This window comes from Paraburkholderia sp. 22098 (assembly GCF_052045935.1).
GTDB classification, from domain to species: domain Bacteria; phylum Pseudomonadota; class Gammaproteobacteria; order Burkholderiales; family Burkholderiaceae; genus Paraburkholderia; species Paraburkholderia caledonica.
Genome location: NZ_JBQEPV010000007.1, coordinates 78,325 through 105,085 on the forward strand (window position 1 = coordinate 78,325; position 26,761 = coordinate 105,085).

Annotated in this window: 22 protein-coding genes and 1 pseudogene; 10 read left to right on the forward strand and 13 right to left on the reverse strand. The window is 62.6% G+C overall.

The window, feature by feature from the left end; translation table 11 throughout:
* The first annotated feature begins 56 nt into the window (after nt 1-56).
* Both ACTJLB_RS16285 and ACTJLB_RS16290 read left to right on the forward strand, forming a co-directional pair.
* Nucleotides 57-539: a CBS domain-containing protein gene (locus ACTJLB_RS16285; RefSeq protein WP_020066856.1), complete on the forward strand. Its 483-nt coding sequence runs from the start codon at nt 57-59 to the stop codon at nt 537-539.
* 86 nt (nt 540-625) lie between these two features.
* Nucleotides 626-1,594, forward strand: coding sequence for a Tim44 domain-containing protein (locus ACTJLB_RS16290; RefSeq protein ID WP_440783854.1), 969 nt, complete (start codon nt 626-628; stop codon nt 1,592-1,594).
* A gap of 90 nt (nt 1,595-1,684) precedes the next feature.
* Here the strand turns inward: ACTJLB_RS16290 and ACTJLB_RS16295 are convergent, their stop codons facing one another.
* The gene (locus ACTJLB_RS16295) at nt 1,685-3,550 is read right to left on the reverse strand and encodes an extracellular solute-binding protein (RefSeq protein ID WP_440783855.1); all 1,866 of its coding nucleotides are present in this window, start codon (nt 3,548-3,550) and stop codon (nt 1,685-1,687) included.
* A 190-nt stretch (nt 3,551-3,740) separates the two neighbouring features.
* Nucleotides 3,741-6,389, reverse strand: a complete 2,649-nt coding sequence (locus ACTJLB_RS16300) for a PAS domain-containing hybrid sensor histidine kinase/response regulator (protein ID WP_392394033.1) — start codon at nt 6,387-6,389, stop codon at nt 3,741-3,743.
* A gap of 352 nt (nt 6,390-6,741) precedes the next feature.
* Here ACTJLB_RS16300 and ACTJLB_RS16305 point away from each other — a divergent pair, with 352 nt between their 5' ends.
* The 3 genes from ACTJLB_RS16305 to ACTJLB_RS16315 all read left to right on the forward strand — a co-directional run bounded on the left by ACTJLB_RS16305 (nt 6,742) and on the right by ACTJLB_RS16315 (nt 11,279).
* Nucleotides 6,742-9,006 carry a two-partner secretion domain-containing protein gene (locus ACTJLB_RS16305; protein WP_440783856.1) on the forward strand — a complete coding sequence of 755 codons (2,265 nt, stop codon included), beginning with the start codon at nt 6,742-6,744 and terminating at the stop codon, nt 9,004-9,006.
* A 34-nt stretch (nt 9,007-9,040) separates the two neighbouring features.
* Nucleotides 9,041-10,780 (forward strand): ShlB/FhaC/HecB family hemolysin secretion/activation protein, encoded by a 1,740-nt coding sequence (locus tag ACTJLB_RS16310; protein ID WP_440783857.1) that lies wholly within the window; start codon nt 9,041-9,043, stop codon nt 10,778-10,780.
* A 205-nt stretch (nt 10,781-10,985) separates the two neighbouring features.
* Complete coding sequence (locus tag ACTJLB_RS16315) at nt 10,986-11,279, forward strand: GYD domain-containing protein (RefSeq protein ID WP_027778758.1); 294 nt, start codon at nt 10,986-10,988, stop codon at nt 11,277-11,279.
* A gap of 165 nt (nt 11,280-11,444) precedes the next feature.
* On the opposite strand, the gene ACTJLB_RS16320 is transcribed toward ACTJLB_RS16315, so the two are convergent.
* The 3 genes from ACTJLB_RS16320 to ACTJLB_RS16330 form a co-directional block, all read right to left on the reverse strand.
* Nucleotides 11,445-11,930: an N-acetyltransferase family protein gene (locus tag ACTJLB_RS16320; RefSeq protein ID WP_440783858.1), complete on the reverse strand. Its 486-nt coding sequence runs from the start codon at nt 11,928-11,930 to the stop codon at nt 11,445-11,447.
* Nucleotides 11,931-11,970: 40 nt separating this feature from the next.
* A complete protein-coding gene (locus tag ACTJLB_RS16325; RefSeq protein WP_440783859.1) occupies nt 11,971-12,561 on the reverse strand; it encodes a helix-turn-helix domain-containing protein in 591 nt (196 codons plus the stop codon).
* Between the two features lie 110 nt (nt 12,562-12,671).
* Nucleotides 12,672-13,592, reverse strand: coding sequence for an AraC family transcriptional regulator (locus ACTJLB_RS16330; protein WP_440783860.1), 921 nt, complete (start codon nt 13,590-13,592; stop codon nt 12,672-12,674).
* Nucleotides 13,593-13,694: 102 nt separating this feature from the next.
* Between ACTJLB_RS16330 and ACTJLB_RS16335 the strand changes: the two genes are divergently transcribed.
* Nucleotides 13,695-14,444, forward strand: a complete 750-nt coding sequence (locus tag ACTJLB_RS16335; protein ID WP_408191350.1) for an SDR family oxidoreductase — start codon at nt 13,695-13,697, stop codon at nt 14,442-14,444.
* Nucleotides 14,445-14,544: 100 nt separating this feature from the next.
* Here ACTJLB_RS16335 and ACTJLB_RS16340 read toward each other — a convergent pair whose 3' ends face one another.
* Nucleotides 14,545-15,321, reverse strand: coding sequence for an SDR family oxidoreductase (locus ACTJLB_RS16340; RefSeq protein WP_310351860.1), 777 nt, complete (start codon nt 15,319-15,321; stop codon nt 14,545-14,547).
* Nucleotides 15,322-15,424: 103 nt separating this feature from the next.
* Here ACTJLB_RS16340 and ACTJLB_RS16345 point away from each other — a divergent pair, with 103 nt between their 5' ends.
* Nucleotides 15,425-16,393: a LysR family transcriptional regulator gene (locus ACTJLB_RS16345; RefSeq protein ID WP_440783861.1), complete on the forward strand. Its 969-nt coding sequence runs from the start codon at nt 15,425-15,427 to the stop codon at nt 16,391-16,393.
* Nucleotides 16,394-16,399: 6 nt separating this feature from the next.
* Here the strand turns inward: ACTJLB_RS16345 and ACTJLB_RS16350 are convergent, their stop codons facing one another.
* Nucleotides 16,400-16,855 carry a type II 3-dehydroquinate dehydratase gene (locus ACTJLB_RS16350; RefSeq protein WP_088174072.1) on the reverse strand — a complete coding sequence of 152 codons (456 nt, stop codon included), beginning with the start codon at nt 16,853-16,855 and terminating at the stop codon, nt 16,400-16,402.
* A gap of 73 nt (nt 16,856-16,928) precedes the next feature.
* The gene (locus ACTJLB_RS16355; RefSeq protein ID WP_087752033.1) at nt 16,929-18,305 is read right to left on the reverse strand and encodes an MFS transporter; all 1,377 of its coding nucleotides are present in this window, start codon (nt 18,303-18,305) and stop codon (nt 16,929-16,931) included.
* Between the two features lie 256 nt (nt 18,306-18,561).
* Here ACTJLB_RS16355 and ACTJLB_RS16360 point away from each other — a divergent pair, with 256 nt between their 5' ends.
* Nucleotides 18,562-19,347 (forward strand): IclR family transcriptional regulator, encoded by a 786-nt coding sequence (locus ACTJLB_RS16360; protein WP_440783862.1) that lies wholly within the window; start codon nt 18,562-18,564, stop codon nt 19,345-19,347.
* Between the two features lie 42 nt (nt 19,348-19,389).
* Here ACTJLB_RS16360 and ACTJLB_RS16365 read toward each other — a convergent pair.
* The 3 genes and pseudogenes from ACTJLB_RS16365 to ACTJLB_RS16375 all read right to left on the reverse strand — a co-directional run.
* Nucleotides 19,390-19,959: pseudogene (locus tag ACTJLB_RS16365) on the reverse strand (NAD-dependent dehydratase); the annotation flags it as partial.
* Between the two features lie 54 nt (nt 19,960-20,013).
* On the reverse strand, nt 20,014-21,285 hold the full coding sequence (gene cls / locus ACTJLB_RS16370) for a cardiolipin synthase (protein ID WP_204522000.1): 1,272 nt from the start codon (nt 21,283-21,285) through the stop codon (nt 20,014-20,016).
* 207 nt (nt 21,286-21,492) lie between these two features.
* The gene (locus ACTJLB_RS16375) at nt 21,493-22,737 is read right to left on the reverse strand and encodes an MFS transporter (protein ID WP_440783863.1); all 1,245 of its coding nucleotides are present in this window, start codon (nt 22,735-22,737) and stop codon (nt 21,493-21,495) included.
* 165 nt (nt 22,738-22,902) lie between these two features.
* Here ACTJLB_RS16375 and ACTJLB_RS16380 point away from each other — a divergent pair, with 165 nt between their 5' ends.
* A complete protein-coding gene (locus tag ACTJLB_RS16380) occupies nt 22,903-23,358 on the forward strand; it encodes a winged helix-turn-helix transcriptional regulator (protein WP_440783864.1) in 456 nt (151 codons plus the stop codon).
* Between the two features lie 144 nt (nt 23,359-23,502).
* Here ACTJLB_RS16380 and ACTJLB_RS16385 read toward each other — a convergent pair whose 3' ends face one another.
* Nucleotides 23,503-24,384 carry an alpha/beta fold hydrolase gene (locus tag ACTJLB_RS16385; RefSeq protein WP_440783865.1) on the reverse strand — a complete coding sequence of 294 codons (882 nt, stop codon included), beginning with the start codon at nt 24,382-24,384 and terminating at the stop codon, nt 23,503-23,505.
* A gap of 30 nt (nt 24,385-24,414) precedes the next feature.
* The gene (locus ACTJLB_RS16390; RefSeq protein ID WP_440783866.1) at nt 24,415-25,668 is read right to left on the reverse strand and encodes an MFS transporter; all 1,254 of its coding nucleotides are present in this window, start codon (nt 25,666-25,668) and stop codon (nt 24,415-24,417) included.
* Between the two features lie 93 nt (nt 25,669-25,761).
* Between ACTJLB_RS16390 and ACTJLB_RS16395 the strand changes: the two genes are divergently transcribed.
* The gene (locus ACTJLB_RS16395) at nt 25,762-26,664 is read left to right on the forward strand and encodes a LysR family transcriptional regulator (protein WP_020066834.1); all 903 of its coding nucleotides are present in this window, start codon (nt 25,762-25,764) and stop codon (nt 26,662-26,664) included.
* The last annotated feature ends 97 nt before the right edge of the window (nt 26,665-26,761 follow it).

Sequence of the window (26,761 nt, forward strand, 5' to 3'; positions counted from 1 at the left end):
TCAAGGCTCGGCCCGAGGCGTTAGCGGGCGGCAATTAGAGCCGACAGAGGTGACTTATGGCATCCGTTGCACAGTTTCTGCGTTCGAAAGCGTCTCAGACAGTCTGGTCGATCGAAGCGTCGGCGTCGGTGTACGACGCGATTGCGATCATGGCTCACCGGCAGGTTGGCGCGCTGATCGTGGCGCACGAAGGGCGCATTGCCGGCATCGTCACGGAGCGCGATTACGCGCGCAAAATCGTTCTAATGGACCGTTCGTCGCGTAATACGCCGGTTCGCGACATCATGTCGACGGCTGTGCGCTACGTCGGCCCGGAGCAGACGACCGAAGAGTGCATGGCAATCATGACCGGCCACCGCATACGTTATCTGCCCGTGATCGCCGCGGGGCAGGTGATTGGAATGGTGTCGATCGGCGACCTGATCAAGAGCCAGATGTCGGAGCAGGAACACACGATCCAGCAGCTGGAGCACTACATTCACGGCAACAGTTCGCAGTCCGCGCATGGCGGAATGCAGGCTGGCCGATGGCAAGTTTAACGACGAAAAATTTTACTGTCCGTAAGGTAGCCGTGAAAAGATGACGCGCGGCGCGGGCGGCCCCTGACACATCAAGAGAGGTTCATATGTATAAGCAAACTATCGATCGCTTGCGGCGCGTTGCCGGCAAAGTGACACGCGGCACCGTAGCGCTCGGTCTCGCGGGCGTGCTCGCGCTTGGCGCGCTCGCGGCCAACGACGCGCAAGCGAAGCGCGTGGGCGGCAGTCAAAGCATTGGGCGCCAGTCGCAGATGGCGTCGCCGTCCGCTCCGGCGCAACGAAGCCAGCAAGCTCAACCGGCGCAACCGGCCGCGCAGGCGCCGGCCGCCACGCCGGCGCGCAACCGCTGGCTTGGTCCGCTGGCAGGACTCGCCGCCGGCTTTGGTATTGCCGCGCTGCTGTCGTCACTTGGCCTGGGCGCGGGGCTCGCGCAAATGCTGTCGAATGTGCTGCTGATCGGTCTCGTGGTCGTTGCCGGCGTGATGCTGTTCAGGTTCATCGCCAATCGGCGCCGCCCGGATCTGGCTTATGGACACGGCGCCGCGAACCGGTCGCAGACCAACGGCTCGCCGCTTGATAACCAGCCCGGTCACGCGCGGCCGGACACCAACTTTTTCGGCATGCAGCGCGCCGCGACGAATCCGGCCGGAGCAACGGGCACGGTGACGGTGCCCGTGCAACCGCTCGGGCTCGATCAGGCTGAGTTGGTGGCGTTGGCGAAAAACATGTTCATGCGTCTGCAGGGCGCATGGGACCGCAACGAGCAAGGCGACCTGTTCGAATTGACTACGCCGGAGATGTTCGCGCGAATCAAGCGTGATCTGGAAAGCCGCGGCAGTGAGCCAAATCGTACGGAAGTGCCGCAACTGGAAGCCGAAGTGCTGGGCGTGGAAAACACCGCGGACGAGACGCTCGTCAGCGTGCGCTTCTACGGCCAGATGCGCGAAGACGGCGCAGCGGCTGCCCAGCCGTTCCAGGAGGTGTGGAACATTGTTCGCAGCGTACAGGGCGACCAGGCGTGGCGGCTCGCGGGCATTCAGCAGCTCAACCGTTAAGCAAACGGGTGTTAATTCGCGGGGGCATCTATTAATGGATGCTCCCTGCGAGCATGAGAAAGCGGCTAATCGGCCACTGACTATTGCGCTCTATCTGGCATTGGCCGAACTCTTTTTCCACCATGTCGACAGCACCCATTCGTCGGCGGCGAAATATAGCGGAAGCTTCGCGGGATAGCCGAGGTTGCGACTATATGCGATGCGGTGACTTGCGGAATACCAGTGCGGTATCACGTAGTACCCGTTCATCAATACCCGGTCGAGCGCGTGTGTCGCGTCGGCAAGTTGCTCATGCGTTTGCGCCGATACCACTCGTCGCAGAATGGCATCGATAGCCGGCGACTTCACGCCGGCCAGATTGTCCGAACCCTGCTGATCCGCATACTTGCTGCCGAAACGCGAAAGCTGTTCGGTACCCGGCACCTGGACATCGGGCAACCGCACGGTTGTCATGTCGAAGTCGAACGCGTCGAGGCGCTTTTGCACGAGCGCAAAATCCGCGGTGCGGAAATTCATCGTAATCCCCAGCTTTTGCAGATTGCGGCCGAACGCGGCGGCGACCGGCTCCATTGACGTGCCGCTACCGCTGTCGTCGAGAAGTTCGAATACGAACGGCTGCCCATTCATATTGCGCAGCGCCCCGTTGCGATAAGTCCAGCCCGCCTGCGCCAGCAGTTGGCGCGCCTTGACGAGATTGGCGCGCAGCGAACCGGGCGGATCGGTGTCGGGCTGTTGCGGCATCTCGCCGAACACGGCCGGGTCTAGCTGTCCGCGCAAAGGCTCCAGAATCGCTAACTCGCCTTCGCCTGGCTTGCCGGTCGCCTGCAAGTCCGTGTTGGCAAAGAAACTGCCAGTGCGCTTGTACTGATCGAAAAATAGCTGACGGTTAAGCCACTGGAAGTCGAGCGCGAGATCGAGTGCCTGACGTACCCGCACGTCGCGGAAAATCGGCCGTCTCAAGTTGATGAAGAAGCCTTGCATGCCGGCGCCGTTGTGGTGAGGAAACTCGCGCTTGATCAGCTCGCCGTTGTCAAAGCGCTTGCCGACGTCGCGCCGCACCCAACTCTGCGCGACGTTCTCGACCAGCACGTCGTACTCGCCTGCCCTGAACGCCTCCAGCTTGGCGACTGCGTCGGAATACAGCTTGTAGTCGATGCGCGCAAAGTTGTGCGTGCCCACGCGCACCGGCAGCGAGGCGCCCCAGTAATTGGGGTTGCGCCTGTAACTGATGGTGCGGCCGTTGTCGTATTTGTCGATCAGATAATCTCCGCTCGCTATCGGCTTCTCGAACGCGAGTTGATCGAAAGGAATGCGCGTGCCGTCCGGCCTCATGCCCCACTTGTGCGAAAACACCGGGATTCCGCCCGCGAGCAGCGGCATTTCGCGCGTCGCGACCTTGTAATCGAAACGGATCGTGAGGCGGTTGACGACCACGGCCCGCGCGATCTGCGCGAAGTACACCGAGAACTGCGGCAGAGCCTGCGGACTCTTCAGCGTGTCGAACGAGAACTTGACGTCCTCGGCTGTGACCGCGTCGCCATTTGAAAAGCGCGCTTGCGGATTGATGTGGAAGGTGGTCGAAAGGCCATCTGGCGCCACGTCGATGTCGTCGGCGAGCAGGCAATACGCGCTCGCGACTTCGTCGGAACTGCCGGTGGTCAGGCTCTCGAACATTAGCCCGAGTCCGGGCGCCGGATTGCCGCGCAGTGTGAACGGGTTGAATTTATCGAAGCTCGTCAGGCGATCGGGATTCGCGAGAACAAGCGTGCCGTCGCGCGGTGCGTCGGGGTTCACGTAATCGAAATGCTTGAAGTCCGCCGGATATTTGGGCTCGCCATATTGTGCGATCGCGTAGACGGCGCACGCCTGATTCGCGATCGACATGGCCGATCCGCCGAGCACGAGCGCGACCAGCAGGCGCCGGATGTCGCGCGCGCGAAACCTCGTGTGCGTCATAAACTCCCTTGGCGCAATGCTCCAATTCGTAGGTGAATTGGACCGCCACGCGCCGCCGGCGTTTCATGCAGCGAGTCGCCCTAGCGACGTTATTGCATTGAGATGGCGGAATCGGGCGCCCGCCGTCAGCGCCGTTCAACTCGTGAGGGCGGGAGCCCGGGTTGCAAAAAATTGCGCAAATCTGCGCAGGTTAGTCCGCATGCGGCGATGCCGCAGCCGGCGCCAACTCCGCGAGCAGCGACATCAGATATTCAATGTCTACCGGCTTGACGAGATGATGGTCGAACCCAGCGGCCTGCACCCGCAGATGATCGTCCGCCTGGCCGTAGCCCGTTACGGCGATCAACACCGGCCGGACTTCGCCCTTCAGGCGGATCAGACTGGCGAGTTCATAGCCGTCCGTGTCGGGCAACCCGATGTCGAGCAACGCTGCGTCCACAGGCTCCGCTTCGGCTTGCGCGAGAGCGTCGCTGGCGCAGTAGGCGACGCTGACGTGATATCCCTCGCTCTCGCAAAGCAGCGCGAGTGAGTCGGCGGCGTCCTTGTTGTCGTCGACGATCAGCACATGCAGCGAAGCGCGCTCCGCATGCGAATGACCCCCGGCCGACGGTTCGTCGTGCAGCGGCGCAGGCACTTCGGGCGCGTGGCAGAGCGGCAGCCTGATCGACACCGTGGCGCCGCGGCCGGGTCCGGGACTCGCAATGTCGATCGAGCCTCCGTGCAATTCGACAAGCTTTTTCACGAGCGACAAGCCGATGCCGAGGCCGCCATGCGCCCGGTCCAGCGTTCGCTCGCCTTGCGCGAACAGATCGAAAATATGCGGCAGAAGATCGGGCGAGATGCCGCTGCCGTTGTCTTCAATGGTGACGGTGGCGAAGCGTTCGTCGGCGAGTGCGGTCACGCACACGTTGCCGCCGGGGTCCGTGTACTTGCACGCGTTGTTCAACACGTTGACGAGAATCTGCGACAGCCGCAGCGGGTCCGCGTGGAGCCAGACCGGGGTGGGCGGCAGCCGCACGGTGAGGTGCTGGCCGCGCGAGCTCGCCATTGACGACACCGTTTCGAGCGCACCATAAACCGCCGCGCCGACCAGTAGCGGCTCGCGTCGAAGCACGATGCGGCCGTGCGTGATGCGCGAGACTTCGAGTAGATCGTCGACGAGTTGCGCCATGTGATCGACCTGCCGGCTCAGCATGCCGACCAGTTCGCCGGCCTTCAGGCCGGCTTCTTTCTCTCGACGCAGTAAGGCAATGGCATTGCGCATCGGCGCGAGCGGGTTGCGCAGTTCGTGCGCGAGCATCGCGAGAAATTCGTCTTTGCGGCGATCCGTTTCGCGCAATGCGAGTTCCAGCGTTTTGCGCTGCGTGACATCCACGGCGCTCGCAATGACGCGCCACGGGCGGCCGTCGGCGTCACGCTGCAACACGGCCTGGCTTTGCAGCCAGCTTTCCCTGTTACCCAACGAAATGCGAAATTCCAGTGGTTTGTCGAATTCGCCGGTGAGCGCGACGCGGCGCATCGCTGCGTCCACCGACGCGCGGTCTTCGGCGTGCACGCGATGAAGCGCCGCGTCGTAGCTGAGCGCGCTCGGCGCGGCTTGCACGCCGGGCACGGCGTCGACGCTGTCCCAGCAGAGCGTCCATGAATCGAGCGACAGATAACCGATCGTCATTCTGGCCGCGCGCATGGCCACCTGCAGGCGCAGATTGCGCTCTTCGAGCGCGGCGGCTGCGGCGCGTTCGTCGGTGACGTCCGTCGCCATGCAAAACCATTCGCGCAACGTGCCGTCGTCGTCGCGTAACGGCGCGGCCCGCGCGACCAGCGTCCGCCAACTGGAATCGCGCCGGCGCAGCCGGAACGTCATCGAGCCCGGCATCTCGGTCTTCATGATCTGCGACCACTTCTCGCGAGCGCTTTCCTGGTCGTCCGGGTGAACGAGGTCGAGCCATTCGCAACCCGCGGTCATGCCGTCCTGCGCCGCGAATGACTGCCAGTTGCCGAGCTGATGCGTCTTCCCCTGTGCGTCTGCGATCCAGGTGAGTTCGGAACTCGCTTCGACGAGCGCGCGATAGCGCTGTTCGCTGCGTTCGCGTTCTGTCTGCGCGTCGTGCTGTTCGGTGATGTCGTATGTCACGCCGAATACGCGTTCGATTTCGGAGCCGGTTCCGCAGTCGGTCTCGCCGCGCGTCCGAAGCCACAAGCGCTGCCCATCCTCGAGCTGGATCGGAAAGTCCAGTTCGAACGGCACACACTGATGCAGGCGGCCGGTCAGCTCGCGCGCGAACCAGGCGCGATGACTTTCGGGGATTCTGTCGAACAGCCATTGCAGCGGCACTTCCGCCTGCTCGGGGTCGAGACCGTAGATCTGTGCCAATTGAGCGCTGATTCGCGCGGTGCGGCTGCCCATGTCCCATTCCCACGCGCCGACACGCGCCGCGTCCAGCGCGAAACGCAGACGCCGCTCGCCGACCTCATAGGCTTCGCCGGCCTTCACGAAGTCGTCGATGTCCATCGCGATGCCGCACGCGCCGGACACGACGCGCGCCTCGTCGAAGATCGGCCGTATGCGCAGTTTGTGCCAGCGGTATTTACCGTCGAAACGCTGCAGGCGCGCATTGACCTTCACGCTCTCGCCGTCGGTGAGCGCGGTGCGCCACGCATCGTGCACTTTCTTGACGTCGGATTCGAGGACGAACTGGTCCCAGTGCAACGTCGTGTTGGGCGCGAACGGATTGCCGAGATATTTGCGGCAGGCGAGGTTGGCATAGGTAACGGTTCCGCGTGCTTCGGCAGTCCACACGAGAGCCGGAACCTGATCGGCAATATCGTTGTTGCTCATTGCGTTATCAATCGCACTGTTCGTACTGCTTCCAGGAGAACGTCTGCTCGCATCCCAAGTGAGATTGAAGCGCCGCCCAGCACGGGCTACGCGAAGTTAATCGTCGTTTGCACGGTGCCTGGCTGCTATTGGGGAAATCATGGGTTTGCGCATTCGCATTGCCGCACGCGCTGTTCCCGGCGTGGCCAATTCTGCAGACGTTTAGGCACATTCCGTCGATATCCCGCTCACCTGGCCTCATTGTGCTCCTGAAACCGGCTGTAATAATACGGCGTGCGTGCAGCGGTCATGTGGCGCCATAACCGCAAGAGATCAGACAATGCGGCGCCCATCGAGTGGGACAGGAGACGAGATGATCAAGACTTCGCCGGCAGGGTATGACCTGGGAAACTCACGTCGGCGAGGTGCGCGCAATGCGCTCCTGCCGCTTGCTGCGGCGCTGCTGTGCTGCGTCGCTTCAATCGAGGCGCACGCCGCTGGTGCGCTGCCCGCGGGCGGAAGCTTCGTCCGCGGAAACGGCTCCATCAGCGGCGACGGTACGACGGTGACCATCAATCAGGGTTCGAGCCGGGGCGTCGTCGACTGGAATAGCTTTTCGATAGGCAGCGGCAACCGCGTCGTGTTCGCCAACGGTAACGGCTCGACGCTCAATCGCGTCACGGGCGGCTCCCCGTCCGCCATCATGGGTACGCTCACGGCCAGCGGCAGCGTCTACCTGATCAATCCCCAAGGCATCCTTGTCGGCTCGGGAGGCGTAATTTCGACGAACGGACGTTTCGTCGCGTCGACGCTCAACGTCGTCGACATCGACGCATTCATGAACGGCCAGCCGTTGACACTCGCGGGCAACTCCGGCGCGAGCATCGTGAACATGGGCACGATCGGATCCGGCACCGGCGACGTGTTTCTCATCGCGCGGCAACGGGTGGCCAACGCCGGCACGATCAGCGCGCCGAATGGCACGGTGGAACTGGCAGTCGGACAGCAGGTGTTGCTGCAGGACTCGTCCTCGGGCAGGCAGGTCTTCGTGCAACCGGGCCAGCAGGGCGCGGGCGGGACCATCGCGAATAGCGGCTTGATCGAGGCGGCGCAGGTCAGCCTGCAAGCCGTCGACGGCAACATCTACGCGCTTGCCGGAAACAACGAAGCGATCCGTGCAACAGGCACGACCACGCGCGACGGACACGTGTGGCTCGTTGCGGGACACGGCACGCTGCAGCCAGGCGGCACGATCGAGGCAACCGGCGGCACCGTCGACATGAGCGCGGACACGGTGGCATTTCCGACCGGCGGCGCGACGGTCCGGGCTAACCAGTGGAACATCGCGACACCGGCATTCACCGTAGACGGCAACGCGGCGCAAGCGCTTTCCACGAGTCTCGGCACCGGCACATCGGTTAACGTGCAAACGACCGGCGCGAACGGCAGCACCGGCGACATCGACGTGAACTCGGGAATCGGCTGGCAGGGCAACGCCTCGTTGACGCTTGCTGCGTATCGCAACCTGACGATCGCACAAGGTGCAACCGTCGGCAATCAGGGCGGCGGGAGCCTGACGTTGCGCGCGGACTCCGCCAGCATCGACAACGGTGGCAGCGTGGCCAATCGCGGTGTGATCGACTGGTCGCGCAGCACGGGCCTCGTCAATGCGCTCTACGACATGAACGGGACGTACAGTCCCGGCACGTTGCTGGCCAATACCGCATGGGCTGCCGCGGCCGGCAGCGGTCAGATCACGCAGATCACCGCCTACAAGCTGGTCAATAACGTGACGGACCTCCAGAACATTTCTCAGGATCTGGCGGGTAATTACGCGCTCGGCACGGACATCGACGCGACCGGCTACATATTGACGCCGATCGGCAACCATACGACGCCTTTCACCGGCCAGTTCGACGGCATGTGGCACAACGTGCGCAACGCAAAGATCGAGATTGCCGACTTCAGCACGGATTATTCGTCCGGCCTGTTTGGTCTTGTCGGGCAGACCGGCGTGCTGCGCGATGTCGGTGTGGAAAACGGTTCGGTGAGCACGAGCCACTCGGGCAGCGGCCTGCTCGCCGGCGTGAACCAGGGCACGATTGCGAATGCGCATTCGACCGGCGTGGCCATGGAACTCTTCCAGAACGGCACCACGTTCGGCGGGCTGGTCGGCCGCAACGACGGCAACATCGAGCGCTCGTGGAGCAGTGCCTCGGTCTCGGGCTCGGACGCGAACGGCGGACTCGTCGGCTACAACCTCGGTTCGATTACGCAGTCGTATGCAACTGGCAGCGTCAGTCCGGTTTTCTCGACGGGGTACGGCGGCGGGCTGGTCGGCATCAACGAAGGAACCGTCGCGCAGTCGTTTGCGACAGGCGCGGTTCAAACGCAACGCATGCCGACGCACGGCGTGATTGCGTTCGGCTCGGGCACGCTCGCGCCGGATGTCTACTGGAACAAGGAGACGACAGGGCAACCCGCGAGTGGCGGGAGCTTGCCGCCGTCGAACGGCCTGACCACCGCGCAAATGAGCGACCCGGCGAACTTCGCGGGTTATGACTTCGGACCGAACGGCGTATGGGCGATGCCGTCAGGCGCGACGCAACCCGTGTTGCGCTGGCAGCTTGCCCATTAGGCGGCGCACTTCATTCGCGGATGAGCCGTCGCGCGTGCCGCCCCTGCGGTGGGCGCTGGTGACGTCATGCCTGCTGGCGGCTCTTCAGTCTTCGCCGGTGTTCGCGCAGGCCTGGCGCGACGTCGCTCCGCTGCCGGCGCCGCCGACTCCGCGCAGCGCGCCGTCGCAACCTTCCGCGCAGTCCGAAGCGCAATCCGCGCAAGTCGCGGTGGCGAGGCTCGAAGGTCTGGTATTCGAACCCGCGGGCGCGAATGCGCCAGCGGCGGCCACACACCCAGGCATTGCCGCCGAGTCGTTGCCTGAACTCGACCCGGCTTTTCTCCGCACGTTCGAGGCCGATCTCGGCGAGCCGCTCACCTTTGGACGGCTCGCTGAAATCCGCCGCGCCGTGGTCGAGCACTATCGAGCCGCCGGCAAACCGCTCGTGGATGTCTTTGTGCCCGAGCAGGACGTAAGCTATGGCGTCGTGCGTATCGCAGTCGCGGAATTTCGCCTGGGGCAGCTGCGCACGAGCGGCAACCGCTACTTCTCCGACGATCTGCTGAAACGCGAAATGCCGCTCGAAGCGGGCGGACCGATTCTGCAATCGGACGTGTCGCTGGGTCTGGCCGTGCTCAACGCAAATCCCTATCGACGCGTGGATGCCGTCTTCGCGCCAGGCGAAGCGGCGAATTCGACCGACGTCATCTTGCAGACCGACGATCGTCTGCCGCTGCGAGTGAATGCCGGGTACGACAATGCGGGTGTGCGCGACCTCGGCCGCGACCGTTTTTTCGCAGGTATCGACTACGGCAATCTGTTTGGGCTCGACCAGCACATCGCATATCAATTCACGGCCAGTAATGATTTTTTCAGCGGCAATCCGGACATTGAAGGACGCGCCAATCGCGCGCGTTTCACCGCCCACGCGCTGAGCTATATCGCGCCTCTGCCGTGGCACGACAGCATCGAAATTTTCGGCGTCTATGCGCAAAGCACGCCGCGCCTGCCGGACAGTTATGGACAAACCGGCATTTCGGCGCAGATGAGTTTCCGCTACGACTGGCGTTTGCCGACGACAGCGGATGCGGCGCAACTCGTCCAGCTCGGGTATGACTTCAAGCGCAGTAATAACGATCTGGAATTCGGCGGCTTTCAGGTGTTCAACTCGAACACGCACATACACCAGTTTCTGCTCACTTACGACTTCAGCAAGCCGGGCGATGCGGGAGCAGCACATGCCTCAGCAACGCTTGTGGCAAGTCCCGGCAGATTGGACGGCTCCAACAACGACGCGGCGTTCGACACGGCGCGGCACGGCGCGACAGTGCGCTACGCGTATCTGCAACTCGCTGCGCAGCGCGCTTTCGCGCTTGGCGGCGGCTTCACGTTGAGCGGGCGAGGCGCGTTCCAGTGGACGCCGAACACGCTGTTGCCAAGCGAGGAAATGGGCTTGGGAGGAGAGTCCAGCGTGCGAGGTTACGAGCCGTATGTCGTGCTGGGCGATCGCGGCTGGAACGTGCAGACCGAATTGCGCGCGCCCGCTTTGCCGTTCGGCACGAGCAGCGCGGCGGCGCAGCCCTTTGTGTTCATCGACGCCGGCCATGTGTGGAATCGCATCGACCAACCTGCGGAGACAGGTAACGGTTCGCTGGTCAGCGTCGGCGCGGGAGTGCGTTTCCAATGGTCGCGTTTCGTCGATTTCCGCTGCACTTACGGCGTGCCGCTTCGTGCACCGACGCCGGGCGGCTCAAAAGCGCCGATGGTACTTCTCTTCGTTTCAATCGGCAGTTGAAGCGCGAGCGGGCACGGCACAAATCGCTGCCATTGAGTCTCGACAAATACTTAGCGTAACTGACGGCTAGTAATCGACGATTTTTCACTAGATCGGTTGCATATACTTGCCTTACGCGCGGGATGCTTGTCCAAAGTGCGTGAGCGCGGAGCCGTTCGCGTTCGTCTTGCGCGTCTGGGTTCCGGCAGGAAGTGAGGGGAACGTCATGGCGACATATGTTGTTCTTGCACAATTTACTGACCAAGGCATACGCAACGTGAAAAACAGCGCGCAACGCGCTGGTCAGGCTGCGGAAATGGCCAGGAGCTTTGGCTGTGAAATGAAGGAGATCTATTGGACGATGGGGCAATACGACATTGTCACCATCGTTGAAGCACCGGACGAGCAGAGCTTTCTGTCGTTCGGCCTTGCGCTAGGTTCAGCGGGGAACGTCAAGACGCAAACGCTTCGCGCCTTCTCCGCCGACGAATTCAGCGCATGTATCGGCAAGCTTCCATAAGACGGTTCGCATCAGCCTGGCGAAGCGTGAGGCCTCACCGACTATTGATCCGTCGTGAGGCGATCGGAGGGCGGTTCGCATTCAACGGTGGCCGCATCGGATCTTTCAAACGTGAGGTTGACGGAGCGCGCCCCCAACGGCCACGCTGGATTCAGCGCTGAACGCCTACCGCAGTTGCTTATGGAAGAACGTCGTACCGCAGAACCTTCCGTCAGGCATCAACGCATAATTGGGCACGTCTCCCACGCGCTGCCACCCTGCGCGTTCGTAAAGTCTCTCGGCGTCTCCGCCCGTCACGGTGTCGAGCACGAGCACGGACTTGCCGGCACGCCGCGCTTCTTCGTCGACGGCTGTCATGAGCCGCGCAGCAATGCCTTGGCGCCTCGCTGCACGGCATACGAGCATCTTCGCGACGTCCGCGCGATGCGGCTGATTTTCCGGTTGCGCAGTGACGAGTTGCACGGTGCCGACGAGCTTGCCGTCCGCGGATTCAGCGACAAGAAGGATTCTTTCGTTGCGCGCCACGCCGTTGGCCACCTGCTTCCAGAATTGCAGCGCGGTTTCTTTCGAAATGGGCAACATGAAGCTGACCGACGCGCCTCCTTCGACGCAGTCAATCAGTAGATCGGCGAGCCGATCGGCGTAGCGCATTGCTTCGTCAGCGCCGACGCGCCGAACGCTATTGTTTCAGTCATCTTTCGCTCCGCGAGTCGGAGGGCAAAGTGCACAACGCTACGAGATAGCGAGCGCGCCGGCGCGACGTGTTACGAAAACGAATCGGGCTGTCCAGTTTCATGGTGAGACAATCGCCGGTTTCGAGTTGCCATTGCCGTTCTCCCACCGTGATTTCCATCGAGCCGTCTATTAGCCATATCTGTTGATGGATATCGGCGTCGCGCGCGCTTGTGTCGTAACTCACTTCCTTGCCGCGCGGAAAATCCACTTCTACCAACTGGATAGGCGAATGCGCGGGCGGCGACACGTTACGCCGTATGTATCCTGAAACAGGGTCTTTCCATACCGGCTGATCGCGCAACGACGAATGCGGAGAAAGCTCGGTTGCCGAAGCAGCATTTGGATGCTCGAAGAGCGACGCGAGCGGAACGCCGAGTGCGGTTGCGAGTTTGTCGAGCACGACCGCGGTCGGACTACTTTCCCCGCGCTCGATAAGCGAGATGTTGGAGCGGCTCACCGAACTTCGCTCGGCGAGCGTCTCCAGCGACCACGCTTTCGCGTCGCGCAGTTCGCGAATGCGCCGCGCGATGATCTGGTGAACGTCCATGTTCCAGTTTAATGGAGAGAATTGTCCGGTAAACTAGATGGCGTGACCTGGCTTGTCAAGTCGTTGACCTACGCGGCGCGACGTGACGCGGCGCATACAGGCACAACCCGCTATGAATCCGCGTTTGCGGCGGCTTGCTCGTCGCGCGCATATTGGGTTGGCGGCCGGCCAACGTGCCGCGTGAAGGCGACGCTAAATGTGCTTGCGGAACTGTAGCCGACGCGTTCTGCAATCTCCGCAATGCGCCCCGCGTTCCGTCGCAACATGTCCTTTGCGAGCGCCATGCGCCAGGTGAGCAGATATTGCATCGGCGCTACGCCGACCTCGCGACTGAAGCGTTCGAAGAACGTCGAGCGCGAGAGGGCGGCCTCTTTCGCAAGCTCGGCGACCGTCCACGCGTGCGTCGGACGCTGGTGCATGCCGCGAATCGCGGCTGCGAGCCGGCAGTCGGAGAGCCCGCAAACCAGACCCGGCGATGCGTTGGTTTTTGCGGATGAGCGCAGCGCCTCGATCAGCAACACCTCAAGCAGTCGCGAGAGCACGACTTCACGCGCGGGCCGCTGCTCGCGCGATTCTTCCCGCACCAGGTCAACGAGCGTGGCGAGCCGCTGCTCGCCACGCACATGCACGAATTGCGGCAGCAGGGAAACCAGCAGCGACGCATCCGGTGAACCGAAGGTGCAATGTCCCGCCATCATTCGTGCGTCGATCTTGTTGCCAGGCGCGCCGATTCTGAACTCGCCATTTCCGAGCGCGATGGGCGCGGGCGTCTCGATGCCCGGCGGCGGAGGCTGAAGGCTCGACATGGCGACGCCATAGGCTGCGGGAATCAGAACGAAATCGCCGGACGTCAGTTCGATTGAATCGTGCCCGTCGATCGCGATGCGGCATCCGCCTTCGAGTATGACGCAATAGAACGGTTGCCCCGCGTCCGAGCGACTAATGCGCCAGGGACTCGCGCCGAAAACCAGCTTCGAGAAGCGCGCACTCGGCTGCAGTAACGTCACCACTTCGGCAAGTGGGTCGGTCATGGTCGGACTCTCGCAAATGAAATTCGGACGTTTGATTGTAGCGAGTACGGCCCGAGCAATCTATCGTACGAGCAGTCGCCAACCTTTCCCACAGGAGTTTCAATGCAAACCGTGCTTATCACTGGCTGCTCTTCCGGTTTCGGTCGCGAGATTGCCCGCTATTTTCTCGCTCAAGACTGGAACGTCGTGGCGACCATGCGCACGCCGCGCGCGGACGTGCTCCCGCCTTCGGAGCGCCTGCGCATACTGGCGCTTGACGTTACGAACCCGGACAGCATCCGCGAGGCCGTTGAGGCGGCGGGGCCGATCGACGTGCTCGTCAACAATGCGGGTATCGGTGCGGCATCTCCGGCTGAGTTGACTCCGCTATCGACGGTGCATGAGGTGTTCGAGACCAACACGTTCGGCACGATCGCCATGACGCAGGCAGTGCTGCCGCAGTTCCGCAAGCGCGGCGCCGGCGTCGTCGTGAACGTGACCTCGAGCGTGACGTTGAGGGCACTGCCGCTGCTCGCCGCGTATCGCGCAAGCAAAGCAGCAGTGAATGCATTTACTGAGTCGATGGCGCTGGAACTCGAGCAATTCGGCGTTCGGGCACGTCTGGTGTTGCCGGGCCGCGCGCCCGATACCCGCTTCGGCGAAAACGCGCGCGCCAACATGCACGGGTTTGAGCATGAGGCGTACGAGGATCTCGGCAAGAAGGTCTTTGCGCAGTTCGCGGATACGTCCTCGCAGATCACGCATGCGGAGGACGTCGCCAAAGCGGTGTGGCGCGCCGCGACCGATCCGTCAGCTCCGATGCACATTCCAGCTGGTGCCGATGCTGAAGAATGGGCGTCTGCGGCTCGCTGAACCGGCTGCCGTCGAACGGATTTGCCCGAAGCGATGCAGCGCCGCAACGATCGGTTTCCTGACCGACACCGCTTGTTGCATGCGCTCGGCGCGCACTCTTTCACACGAGCCGCGATCCGCCGTCGACGTTGAGCGTCGCCCCGTTCATCCAGCCGTTGGTCATGAGAAAGAGGACGCTCGCGCCGGCTTCGTCCGCCGTGCCTAAGCGCTTCAACGGCAGCGAATTGCGCATCGACTCGACAACCGCATCGCGGTTCGCGCCGAGCGCCTTGCTGAAGATCGGTGTGTCGATCGGCCCGGGCGACAACGTGTTGACGCGAACCGGCGCGAGTTCCAGCGCAAGGCCCCGGGCGAAAGCCTCCATCGCGGCGGAAGCAGCGGCGAGCACTGCCGTCCCGTTTGCGTTGGGGCGGTCGGCGAGCGCGCCTGAAATCAGCGTGATCGAACCATCCTGGCTCAAACGATCGCCCACCGCGCGCACCGCATGGACCGCGGACCACATCCGCTCGTCGAACGCGCGGCGAAGATAGTCGACCTCGGCCTCGCGAACCTTGCCCGCCACGAAGGTGCCGGCCAGCAAGACCAGGTGATCGACTCGCGCGATGTCACTCAGAGCAGCTTCGAGCGCAACGCCGTCGGTAACGTCGGCCGCGCGCCAGCCGTCGAAGCCGTGCTTCGTGGCCACTTCTTCCGTGCTCGCCGCGTTGCGACCGACCACGATCACGTGTGCGCCGGCGGCCTTGGCCTGAGTCGCGGCCGCGAGGCCGATACCCGACGTGCCGCCGACAATCACCACGGTCTTGCCTTCGAGTTGTCCGCGCAGCGACTGGCCGCCTGCGACATTGCTGAAAGTGCCGATGCTCGATGCGTTGCTCATGTTGTTCTCCGTTGAAGACGCCATCGTGGCGTCGTTGGAGAACAGATTAAATTGAAGCTGTGGCCTTGATAATTGGGTTGAGATTCGCTTTAATCATGCCACCATGGAACAAATCGGACTTGAACGACTGACGGGCCTGATCGCCTTCGCGCGGGCTGCTTCGCTCGGCAGCTACACAGCGGCGGCGCGAGCGCTGTCGGTTTCGCCGTCGGCGGTCAGCAAAAGCGTGCAGCGGCTCGAACAGCACTTCGGGTTGCGACTCTTCAGCCGGACCACGCGCTCGCTCACGTTGACGCCGGAAGGCCGCGACCTGCTCGAACGCGCGCAGCGCCTGCTGCGCGAAGCGGAAGACATCGAGCAGGCAGTGGTCGCCGCCCGCGCTGAACCCGCCGGCACCATTAAGGTCACGGCACCGCTGCCGGTTGGCGTTCATATCCTCGCGCCAGCGCTGCCCGGCTTTCGCACGCGATATCCAAAGGTGAATGTCGACCTGCGCCTTGGCGATCAATATGTGGACCTCATCGCGGAAGGCGTCGATATTGCAATACGTGCTGGCGACCCCGGCGATTCGCGGCTGATCTCGCGTCACCTTGCGCCGCACCGGCTTTGCACGTTCGCATCGCCCGACTATCTGCGTCGACGCGGCGAGCCTCGGCATCCAGACGAGCTCAAGGCACACGAGTGCGTGAATTTCCGTTATCAGAGCACCGGTCAGGCGGCGCGGTGGCCGTTCCAAACGGGCAAGAGCGTGCTGGAGATTGTGCCGGACGCGCCCATTACCATCGACGTCAGCGACGCAGTTGCAGCGGTTGTGGTCGCGGGCGGCGGCATAGGCCTTTCACCGACTTATATCGCGGCGCCGTATGTGAAGCGCGGCGAACTGGTACCGGTCATGTACGAGTTTGCGCACGCCCGCCATCCGCTGACTGCGCTATGGCCGGAGAGCCGGCGCGGCAATCCGAACGTGAAGGCGTTCGTTGCGTTTCTCGCCGAAGTCTTTCCGTCTCCGGCTCCGTGGGACCAGCTCATCGAGGCAGTTGCCCGCGCGCGCAAGCTTGAACGCGGACAGTAAAGCGCGTTAGTCGAATGCCGGCGTTTTCCCAAGCGCCATTGCCATCGCCTGCAATGCAACCAGGTAACCATTCGCGCCGAGACCGCAAATCACCCCCGTCGCTGCACGCGAAATCAGCGAGTGCCGATACGTCTCGTCGCGTTTATGGATGTTGGTGATGTGCAGCTCGATCAACGGTTGCTGGATAAGTTTGACGGCGTCGAAGACAGGCACCGACGCAAACGAGAAGCCCGCCGGGTTGATGATGACTGCAGCGTTGCGCTCGAACGCCTCCTGCAACCAGTCGACGAGCGTCGCTTCGCTATTGGTCTGGCGGAAGTCACATGTCAGCGACAGTTGCTCAGCGAGCGCCTCGACCCGCTGCTGTATCTGCGCAAGCGTGGTCGCTCCGTAGAGATGCGGCTCGCGCTTGCCAAGCATGTTCAGGTTCGAGCCGTTCAGCACATAGACGAGGTCAGTCATTATCGGTTTGCCTGTTTCATAAAAGCGGAAGTTGCGTGATGCGTGACAAGAAGACGCGAAGGCGGGACAAGCCTCAGGTGTGGCGCCCATTGCCGATGCCGGCCGATACATAGCCCGCATCGCCGGTCACTGCGGAAGTGGAATCCGTGCGGTTCATGTCGATGCCAAGCGTTTCGCGCGCCGTCAGAATCGCGATCAGTGAAATGACGTTGAAGGCGACGCACACGGCCACGACGCCCCACGGCGAACCGTGGCAAACCGAGAACAGCCACACCGCGAGCACGGGCATCGGCCCCCCTGCGATGAGATTCGCGCCGGTGTAGGCGAGCGCCGAACCGGAATAGCGCACGTTAGTCGGGAAGGCTTCCGCGAATGCGACGGGTTGAATGCCGCTCTGGAACTGCGTGAAGCCCAGGAAAAAGCCCATGGCCGCAAGCATCGGCACGAAGCTCTTCGTGTCGAGAATCTGGAAGTAGACGAACAGCATCAGCAGCGTTGCCGTGGAACCAATGGCGAGCGCCTTGCGGCGGCCGATCCGGTCGCTCAGCATGCCGCCGGCAAGCGCTCCGACAATCGCGCAGACGTTCGCGCCCATCAACAGCAGAAAGCCGGTTTGCTTCGGGATGGCAAGCGTCTTCGTGATGTAGCTGAGCGAGAACACGACGATCAGATAGAAGATCGCGGCCGGTCCGCAGAAGAACAGCATCCAGCGCAGAACGGTTCGCCAGTGCAGACGCAGCGCGTCTCGCAGCGGACTGCTCACGTGCACGACCTCGGTTTTGCGCAACTCGACGAAAGCCGGCGTCTCGCTGACCTTCAGGCGGATATATACGCCGACGATCACCAGCACGAAGCTCAGCACAAACGGTATGCGCCATCCGTACGAGTCGAACGCGCTCGCCGACATCGTGGATGCGAGCAATAGCAGCACGCCGTTCGCCATGATCTGACTGAGCGGCGAGCACAAGCCCAGCAGGCCGGAATACTTGCCGCGGCGATCCGCACTGGCGTGTTCGATCGCCATCAACTGCGCGCCCGTCGATTCTCCACCCAGCGCGAAGCCCTGAAGAATGCGCAGTACGACGAGCAGAATCGGCGCCCATACGCCGATGCTGGCATAGGTGGGCAGCAAGCCCATCATCATCGAAGCGAGACCCATCACCGTGACCGTGCCGAGCATCAGGTTGCGGCGCCCGAGCTTGTCGCCAAGGTGTCCGCAGATGATCGCGCCGAGCGGACGCGCGGCGAGACCCACGCCGAACGTTGCCAGCGAAGCCAGCAAAGCGGAAGTGGAGTCCATCGACGGGAAAAACAGTTTGGGTAGTACCGTCGCGGCCAATGCGCCGTAGAGCGTGAAATCGAACCACTCCAGTGCGGTGCCGATTGCGGCGGCGGTCACCGCGCGCGTGCGCATCGCCGCAGATGTGCTGTGTTGTGCGTCATGTGCCATGTTGTCTCCTTGACCTGCCGCCGTGCAAAACGTGCCGTGCGGAATATGGCGGAAGTGCCGACGGTCGCCGCCGTCCGCTGCTCTCGCGCTTTATAAATTGCTGTTTGCCGGGACTCCTGGGGGCGTTGGGAATCTCGTGAACCAAGGTTAGCATTGGTAGGTGGGACGCTATTCCAGGGTGGAATTTCGTTTCATATCGTGCAACCATTCGGCTTCACCGCGTTCCGCTGAGGCACGCGGACCTCCGGAGACAGATATGCCCGGCGTCACAGAACGCACCATGGCGGTCCTCGAATTTCTGGCCACGCAGATGGAAGGCACGCCGCTCGCATTGATTGCTGACGAGCTCGATATTCCGCGCAGCGCGTGTCACCGCCTGCTCGTCGATTTGAAGAATTGCGGCTATGTGCGGCAGTTGCGCGAGCACGGCGATTATGTGCTGACAACCAAGCTCGTCGGCTTGGGGTTGGGGTATCTCGCGACCTCGGGGATCGTGGATATTGCACAGACCGTACTGGATCGCCTCGCCGAAAAATCGGGCGAACTGGTGCGGCTTGCAATAGTCGACGGCGACAGGTTGACGTGGGTCGCCAAGTCGCAAGGCGCATTGAAGGGCCTGCGCTACGACCCCGACATGGGCATGGACACGATCCTGTCGTGCAGCGCCACCGGCCACGCATGGATGATGACGATGACCGACGAGCGAGCGCTGGAACTCGTCTCGCGGCAAGGCTTCGGCCTGCCCAAGCAGTACGGCCCGAACGCGCCGACGACAATTGCCGGCTTGTTGAAATTCGTTCACGCCGCGCGCGAGCGCGGCTATGCAACCATTAACGAAGTGTTTGCGCCCGGCATGACGGCAATGGCCGCGCCCGTCCTGCGACGCGGTTATCCCGCCATCGGCGTGATCAGCATAGCGGGACCGCTCGTGCGGCTCAACGAGAAGCGCATGGCGAGCCTCGGCCCGACGCTGCTCGCAGCAGCCGCCGAACTGGCTGCCGCGAGCCACGCATCGCCGCTATTCGATCGCGGACGTAACTGACGCAACTGACGTGACCGGCGCGGCCGGCTGCCGCGCTTCGGCTCAACGCGGAATGAGCCGCTCTTCTTTGAGCCGATCGAACAGTTCGAAGAATGCGTCAGGCGTGCTCTGATAATCGAGGAATCCGGCCTTGCGGCTCTTCGTCATATCGGTGAGTACTTCCATGGGACGCCCCAGATCCGCGTCCGTGTGCCACCACGACGCGAGCTTGCCGATATCGCTTTCGCGCAGATCGAACTGTGCGGCAATGTCGGCCCATTGCTTGCCCGCATCCTGCATGCGATTTTCGAGCGGACGCACGACGCCGTCGAACGGTGCCGCTTCCACGCCGAAGTATTCCGCCAGTCGCGGCCACAGCCATTTCCAGCGAAACACGTCGCCGTTGACCACGTTGAAGTCTTCATTGCGCGCATTCGGCGAGGTGGCGGCCCATTCCAGATGCCGTGCGAGAAGGCGGGCGTCGGTCATGTCGGTGAGACTCTCCCATTGCGCGGCGGAGCCCGGGAAAACGAACGGCTGACCCGTGTGTTTGCACAGCGTTGCATAGACGGCCAGCGTCATGCCCATGTTCATCGCGTTGCCGATCGCGAAGCCAATGATCGTGTGCGGACGAATACCCTTGCCCGCAGGTTGAAGTAAGGCAAGTGAGGCGTGCCGATCCAATCGTCAGAGCTGCGGATCGAGCAGCGCCACTGTGCGTTCCAGCAGTTTCTCGGCGAGCGGACGACGGCGCCAGTCTTCGAGCGTAATGCGTTTCGCGTGAGCGACGTCGTCGTCGAAAATCGCTGTCTGCTGGCGCGCGAAATCGCGATCGTAGATGTTGAGATTGGCCTCGTCGTTGAGTTTGAACGAGCGGCTGTCGAAGTTGGTCGAGCCGACCGACACCAGATACTCGTCTACGACAATCACCTTGCAGTGGTACATGGTCGGCTGGTACTCATACATTTCGACGCCTGCCGCCAGCAGGTCGCCCCAGCAAGCACGCGATGCCTCGCGCACCGTGCGCGTGTCGATATGCTTGCCCGGCGTGATGACACGCACCCTCACGCCGCGCTTCGCGGCCTCGACGATGGCGTTGATCGTCAGCTTGTCGGGCACAAAGTAGGCGCTCGAGAGGTGGATGGAATGCGTCGCGGCGGTGATCGCCATGAGGTACATCAGCTGCATGTCGTCGCTGCCGCCCGAGGGCGAGCTGCTGAACATATGCGCAAGGCCGTCACCGGCAGTGTCGATCTCCGGAAAGTATGGCGAGCCGTGCAGTACATTTCCGGTTGCCTTGACCCAGTTGTCCATGAACACAGCCTGCATCTGTCCGACCGCCGGGCCCGCGACGCGAAAGTGCGTGTCGCGCCAGTGCTTCTCGTCCTGCGCGTGACCGGTCCATTCGTCGGCGATACCCACGCCGCCCGTATAGCCGATGCGTCCGTCGATCACGAGCAGCTTGCGGTGCGTGCGATCGTTCATGCGGCCGAGGCCTGTCCAGTGCGGCTTGTGATACTGGATGACTTCCGCCCCCGACTCTCGCAACATCTCCAGATAGCGCTTATCCATCTTCGACGAGCCGACCCAGTCGAGCAGCACATGCACCGCGACGCCCGCACGCGCCTTCTCGGACAATGCATGCGCAACCTTTTCGCCGATCGCGCCAGACCAGTAAATGAAGGTTTCGAATGTGATGGTGTGCTGCGCCGAGCGTATGCCTTCCATCATCGACGGAAAGATCTCGTCGCCATTTACGAGCACCTGGAATTGATTGCCCCCGACAACGGGTGGCCCGAGCAGCAGCCCCATCGAGCGGGTGAACTGAGGATCGTTGCTCGGGTAAAGCCTTTCGATCTTGTGCTCGATCTTCTTCTCGCCGCTCGTCAGGTTCGCGATGACGAGCACGATGGCGAGCGTTACGGCGACCGTCAGGATGATCAGGGCAATCGTCGGCATGCGCAGCCTCCCGTAGCGGACGTCCGTCCGGAACTATAAGTGTACGGGCGTTTTGAACAGCGCATGGGTCGGCAAGCGCACGCATGTTGCGTCGCCTTTGCTCGCACCGTTCATCGGATCTGGCCGATAGTGGTGAACGTGTCGGCGCTTAACGCCGAGTCAATTTGGCCGGGCAGCGACCGGTTGCAAAACGAAAGTCCCAACTATCTAGCGAGACTCAACCTTCGCGAGAACCAGCGTGACAGCCCACAGTACGAACGCGGCTATGCTGAACGCAAAGCCCAGTGCGCAGACGCCGGCCCAACCCGTGCGCGCAAATACGTAGGTAGAAGTTGCCGCGCCCAGACCGCTTCCGGCTGAATAAAAGAGCATGTAGCAACCGACCAGGCGACTTTGTGCTTCAGGCCGAAGCCGGAAGATCATGCTCTGGTTGATGACGTGGACTGCCTGGCCACCCATGTCGAGCAGCACAATGCCCGCGATCAACGCGAGCATGCTGTGCTGCATGAAACCGATAGGTATCCACGACACGAGCAGGCACACGAGTGCCGCGCCGGTAGTCCATTGTCCAAGGCCGCGATCGGCAAGGCGCCCGGCTCTGGCTGCCGCCAACGCCCCGATTGCGCCAACCAGCCCGAAGGCGCCGATCTGCGTATGCGACATCGCAAATGGTGGGGCGCTCAGCGGTAAGACAAGAGCGCTCCAGAAGCTGCTGAATGCCGCGAACATGAGGAGGCCGATTGCGCCTCGAACCTGTAAAACGCGTTCCGACGCAAGCAGGGTAAGCATCGAACGTAGCAATTCTGCGTAGCTCATTTTGACGGGATTCACGCGCGGCGCGGGCAGTGCGATCCGCAGCACGATCAGCATGACGATTGTCAGCAGCCCCGATATCAGATAGACGGACCGCCAGCTGAGCAGATCGGTAATGAGGCCCGCGAAGCACCGAGCTATCAGCAGCCCGATTACCACACCGCTTTGAGCCGCGCCGACCACACGGCCGCGCTCCGATTCGTGCGCCAGCGCCGCTGCGTATGCAATGAGTCCTTGCGTCATGGCGGTACCGAGCATTCCGACGCCGACCATGCCGATCATCAGCATGAGCGGCGAGCCCGCGATTCCGGTCATGGTCAATACGGCGGCGAGCAGTATCAGTTGCGCACCGATCAGGCGTTTCCGGTTCACGAGATCGCCGAGCGGGACGAGCAGCAGCAAGGCCATCGCGCAACCTAGCTGGGTTGCCGTGATCACTCCGCCGACCGCCGCCTGCTGGATGCCGAAGTCTGCAGCAATCGCGTCGAGCAGCGGTTGCGCGTAATAGACATTGGCGACGCTCATCGCGCAACACATTGCGAGAAGTAGAACCAGCGCTGGCGCTACGGCGTGCTCCGCATGAACCTCGCGTGACCTGGGCCGGTCCGTCACAACGCATTGTGTGCATCCGGAATCCATTTATCGTCCTTTACGCAAACTGAAATGTAGTTGCTAAATGAAACTTAGTGAAGTGTATTCACGCTTGTTTTAAAATGCAACTGGTTCGGGCGTGACGAAGTTTTCATCTCTTCGTGTTGCGCGCGTGCTAAACGACAATGGTTTGGTCAACAGGAGGTGTTGCAGATGGCTGCGCGTAAGAGTCTTGCGGATTCGTCGTGCCCGGTCGCACGAGCGATCGATGTCGTCGGAGACCGGTGGGCGCTGCTGATCGTGCGTGACGCGTTCGACGGCGTGCGCCGCTTCGGGCAATTCCAGGAGAGCCTGGACATTGCGCGCAACATACTGACCGACCGGCTGCGGCGCCTCGTCGAAGCGGGGGTGCTCGAAGTGGTCGCCGCGTCGGACGGCTCCGCCTATCAGGAGTACATTTTGACGCCGAAGGGCGAAGCGCTCTTTCCGGTAATCGTCACGTTGCGTCAGTGGGGCGAAGGCAACCTGTTCGGACGCGGCGAAAAGCGTTCGCAGTTGATCGACCGTGCAAGTGGAAGGCCGGTGCCTAAGGTGGCACTACGCAGCGCGGATGGCGGCGCGCTGGCGCCGGCTGATACCTTCGTGAAGAAAGTCGCGGCGCGGGTCTAGCAACTGACTATACCGATGGGTGCGGCGACGATAGTTGCGCAGGGTGCCTCACGGACGCGAAATGAATTCGACATGTACCGGTAGCGAAAAAAATGCTCAACACGTCGAGCCGCGACACCGCTGCACCCTCTCGTAAAATCACCATCACGCTGTTCGATGCACTCGCCGCAGAAAGTCCAGCGTCAGCGCGGCGATCTCATCACTCGCCTCCTCGAGCGCGAAGTGGCCCGCATCGAGCACATGCACTTCCGCGTCAGGAACGTCGCGCTGGTAAGCGTGCGCGCCCGACACCGTGAACGACGGATCGTATTTGCCCCACGTCACGAGCGTCGGCGGCTGGTGCTTGCGCAACCAGGCCTGCCAGCGCGGATAGGATTCCAGATTCGTGCGGTAATCGTAGAAGAGATCGGTCTGGATCGCGGCCTGCCCGGGGCGCGCCAGAAACTGTTGCTCCTCGTGCCAGTTGTCCGGATCGTAGCGTTGCGGATCGGGGCTCGTGCCCACGTGACGCAGCTTCAACGCGTCCGGCGACGCGAGATTGAGCCATAAGCGCTCTTCGTGCTGGGCGCGGTCTTTCCAGAACGCTTTGCGCGTTTCCCACAACGGTCCGAGCCCCTCCTCATGCGCGACCGCGTTCTGGACCACAATGCCGGTCACTTTTTCGGGCCTCGCCATTGCAAGACGGAATCCCACCGGGCCACCGTAATCGGCCATAAAGAGTACATAACGATCGAGCTTTAGCGCGTCGGTGAACTGTTCCATGGATCGTGCGAGATTGTCGAACGTGTACGTGTAGCGATCCGGCGAGGGCGCTTCGCTGTTGCCGAAGCCCGGATAGTCCGGTGCGACCAGATGAAACTCGCGCGCGAGGAACGGCATCAGCGGTTCGTACATTCGCGACGATGACGGAAAGCCATGCAGCAGCAGAACGGTCGGTGCATCTTTCGGGCCGGCCTCGCGGTAGAAAATATCGACGCCATCGATGCTCACGGTCGGATAGCGGAAGGTACGGCGGGTTGCGTCCATGGTGGGGTCCTCCGGTTTAGGAATGCAGTTTTACGTCCGGTGCTCGTGTGCAGGTTGTGCAGGCGGTGCGGCTTGCGCGGATGCAGGTGTCTGCAGAACATGCAGCGCCGCGGCCGCCGTCGAGAACAGGGCGGCGGCGACACACACGCCTGTCCAGTGTCCATGAGCCCACGCCGGTCCCGCGAGCAACGCACCGACTGCGCCGCCGACGAAAAAGAGTCCAGTGAAGAGGCCGTTCACTCGACCGCGCACATGCGGATTGAGCAGGTTGACCGCCCGGCGCCCCAGCGCCTGATCGCCGATCACGCCGAGATCGAGGAGAAGTGCAGCGACGACTAGCAGCGTGAGCGAAGCGGCAGGAGACAAATGGTCGCTGCCTCCAATTAGCGCGATGCCGGCCGCGAGCACGACGGTCGTGTGGAAGGCGATCGTGCTTTGCCGGTCGAAACCTCGATCGCCGAGGCGTCCCGCAACCGGCGCGATGATCGTGCTGCCCGCGCCGGCCAGCGCGAACAGGCCGATGCCGGTGTGGCCGAGGCGGAGCGGCGCGCTTGCAAGCTTCAATGCAACGCTGGTCCAGAACAGGTTGAACGCCACCATCAGCAAGCCTTGATAAAGCGCGCGGCGCCGCAGCACCGGCTCTTCGCGGATCAGACCTAGCAGCGAGCCAATCAGCGCCGCATACGAGCTACGGTGCGCCGGACGCCGTTCCGGCACATGCGTCCAGAGCCACGCGGTCATCGCGGCGAGCGCGACGGCGTCGATCGCATAGTAGCTGCGCCAGCCAAGCGCGCCGGCGATCAGACTCGCCGCCGGCCGCGACAGAAGCACTCCGAGCATCAGCCCGCTCATCACGTCGCCGACCACCCGGCCGCGGTCCGCCTCCGGCGCCTGCATGGCGACTACCGGCACCAGCATCTGGATTGCGCTCGACGTCAAGCCGACGAAGAACGACGCGACCAGAAACGCTACCGGCTCGCGAGCGGCGGCGACCACAGCCAACGACAGCACCTGTGCGCCGAGTGTCGCAATGATGAGCCGGCGGTTCGGCAACAGATCGACGAGCGGCACCAGAAGCAGCAGCCCGGCGGAGTAGCCGGCGAGCGTAAGCATGGTCACAAGGTTAGCCCACGGACCGAGTCCTATCGAGGTGGCGAGATCGTTGACCAATGCCTGCGACGCGTACAGACCCAGTACCGCAATGCAGACGGCGATCGCATAAGGTCGCGTGGGAATGCGTGCCGACGCGGCGACATCGGATGGATTCAGTTCATTCGCTGACATGGACATGCGCTCCGGCAAAAACCATGTTCTGAATGCTACCTGCACATTCGTGATAGATAATCAGGCTGCTAACTGACTCTTCCTCCCGTAAAAATGGATAATGGATCGTTACGCGATCTCGAAACCTTCGTCGCGATCGCGGAAGAGGGCAACCTGACTGCCGCCGCACGAAGGCTCGACAAGTCGTTACAGGCGGTCAGCCGCTCGCTGCAGGTGCTGGAGCGCGAGGCGGGCACGCTGCTCGTTGCGCGTACCACCCGTCAGTGCCGGCTTACCACTGCAGGCGAGAAGTTTTACGCGCGCATCAAGCAGGTGCTCGGCGACCTGGCAATGGCGCGGGCGGAACTTGCCGACTACGCGACGACCGTGTCGGGGCGTCTGCACATCTGCGGTCCGACGCTGTTCGGTCCGCGCTATATCGCGCCGCTGCTGGCGGCGTTTCTCGCGCGTTATCCTGAACTCACGGCGTCGCTGGATCTTTCCGAGGAGTACGACGACCCTGCGACGACCGGTGCGGACGTCACAATCCGCATCGGTGAGACGCCTGACTCGAATCTGATTGCGCGGCGGCTGGGCACGATCCGTCGCGTGACGTTTGCGTCGCCTGCCTATCTGGAAGCGCGCGGGCGTCCCTTGCGGCCTGCGGATCTGAAGCAGCACGATTGCGTGGTGCGTTCGGCGCTACCCGACGCCTCGCTGTGGCGTTACCGCAGCAAACGCGGCGAGGACGAGTCTGTGCAAGTGCGCGGCCGCTTCGAAAGCAACAGCACGGCAGCGCTGAACGACGCGGTGGCGAGCGGGCTAGGCATCGGCCGGGCCGCGTACTGGCAGATCGGTGAACTGGTGCAGCAGCGCCGGGTGGAACTAGTCCTGACCGACTACGAACTGTCGCCGCTGCCGTTGCAGGCACTATGGCTGCCCACGCGGCATCTGCCCGCGCGCACGCGTCTGTTCGTCGAGTTCCTGGCGGCGCGGTTGCAAAGCGTCGCCTTATAGTAAGGCGGCGGTCGGGCAATCAGCGTTGCGCCTTTTGCCTTTTGCGGCCATTAGGCTAGTCTCGTACGAGCGCCAGATGGATTTTGCACTTCGGGAA

Coding starts and splice junctions, on each gene's coding strand:
- ACTJLB_RS16285 (WP_020066856.1), top strand. CDS start 57: ATGGCATCCGTTGCACAGTTTCTGCGTTCGAAAGCGTCTCAGACAGTC.
- ACTJLB_RS16290 (WP_440783854.1), top strand. CDS start 626: ATGTATAAGCAAACTATCGATCGCTTGCGGCGCGTTGCCGGCAAAGTG.
- ACTJLB_RS16295 (WP_440783855.1), bottom strand. CDS start 3,550: ATGACGCACACGAGGTTTCGCGCGCGCGACATCCGGCGCCTGCTGGTC.
- ACTJLB_RS16300 (WP_392394033.1), bottom strand. CDS start 6,389: ATGAGCAACAACGATATTGCCGATCAGGTTCCGGCTCTCGTGTGGACT.
- ACTJLB_RS16305 (WP_440783856.1), top strand. CDS start 6,742: ATGATCAAGACTTCGCCGGCAGGGTATGACCTGGGAAACTCACGTCGG.
- ACTJLB_RS16315 (WP_027778758.1), top strand. CDS start 10,986: ATGGCGACATATGTTGTTCTTGCACAATTTACTGACCAAGGCATACGC.
- ACTJLB_RS16320 (WP_440783858.1), bottom strand. CDS start 11,930: ATGCGCTACGCCGATCGGCTCGCCGATCTACTGATTGACTGCGTCGAA.
- ACTJLB_RS16325 (WP_440783859.1), bottom strand. CDS start 12,561: ATGGACGTTCACCAGATCATCGCGCGGCGCATTCGCGAACTGCGCGAC.
- ACTJLB_RS16330 (WP_440783860.1), bottom strand. CDS start 13,592: ATGACCGACCCACTTGCCGAAGTGGTGACGTTACTGCAGCCGAGTGCG.
- ACTJLB_RS16335 (WP_408191350.1), top strand. CDS start 13,695: ATGCAAACCGTGCTTATCACTGGCTGCTCTTCCGGTTTCGGTCGCGAG.
- ACTJLB_RS16340 (WP_310351860.1), bottom strand. CDS start 15,321: ATGAGCAACGCATCGAGCATCGGCACTTTCAGCAATGTCGCAGGCGGC.
- ACTJLB_RS16345 (WP_440783861.1), top strand. CDS start 15,425: ATGGAACAAATCGGACTTGAACGACTGACGGGCCTGATCGCCTTCGCG.
- ACTJLB_RS16350 (WP_088174072.1), bottom strand. CDS start 16,855: ATGACTGACCTCGTCTATGTGCTGAACGGCTCGAACCTGAACATGCTT.
- ACTJLB_RS16355 (WP_087752033.1), bottom strand. CDS start 18,305: ATGGCACATGACGCACAACACAGCACATCTGCGGCGATGCGCACGCGC.
- ACTJLB_RS16360 (WP_440783862.1), top strand. CDS start 18,562: ATGCCCGGCGTCACAGAACGCACCATGGCGGTCCTCGAATTTCTGGCC.
- cls (WP_204522000.1), bottom strand. CDS start 21,285: ATGCCGACGATTGCCCTGATCATCCTGACGGTCGCCGTAACGCTCGCC.
- ACTJLB_RS16375 (WP_440783863.1), bottom strand. CDS start 22,737: ATGGATTCCGGATGCACACAATGCGTTGTGACGGACCGGCCCAGGTCA.
- ACTJLB_RS16380 (WP_440783864.1), top strand. CDS start 22,903: ATGGCTGCGCGTAAGAGTCTTGCGGATTCGTCGTGCCCGGTCGCACGA.
- ACTJLB_RS16385 (WP_440783865.1), bottom strand. CDS start 24,384: ATGGACGCAACCCGCCGTACCTTCCGCTATCCGACCGTGAGCATCGAT.
- ACTJLB_RS16390 (WP_440783866.1), bottom strand. CDS start 25,668: ATGTCAGCGAATGAACTGAATCCATCCGATGTCGCCGCGTCGGCACGC.
- ACTJLB_RS16395 (WP_020066834.1), top strand. CDS start 25,762: ATGGATAATGGATCGTTACGCGATCTCGAAACCTTCGTCGCGATCGCG.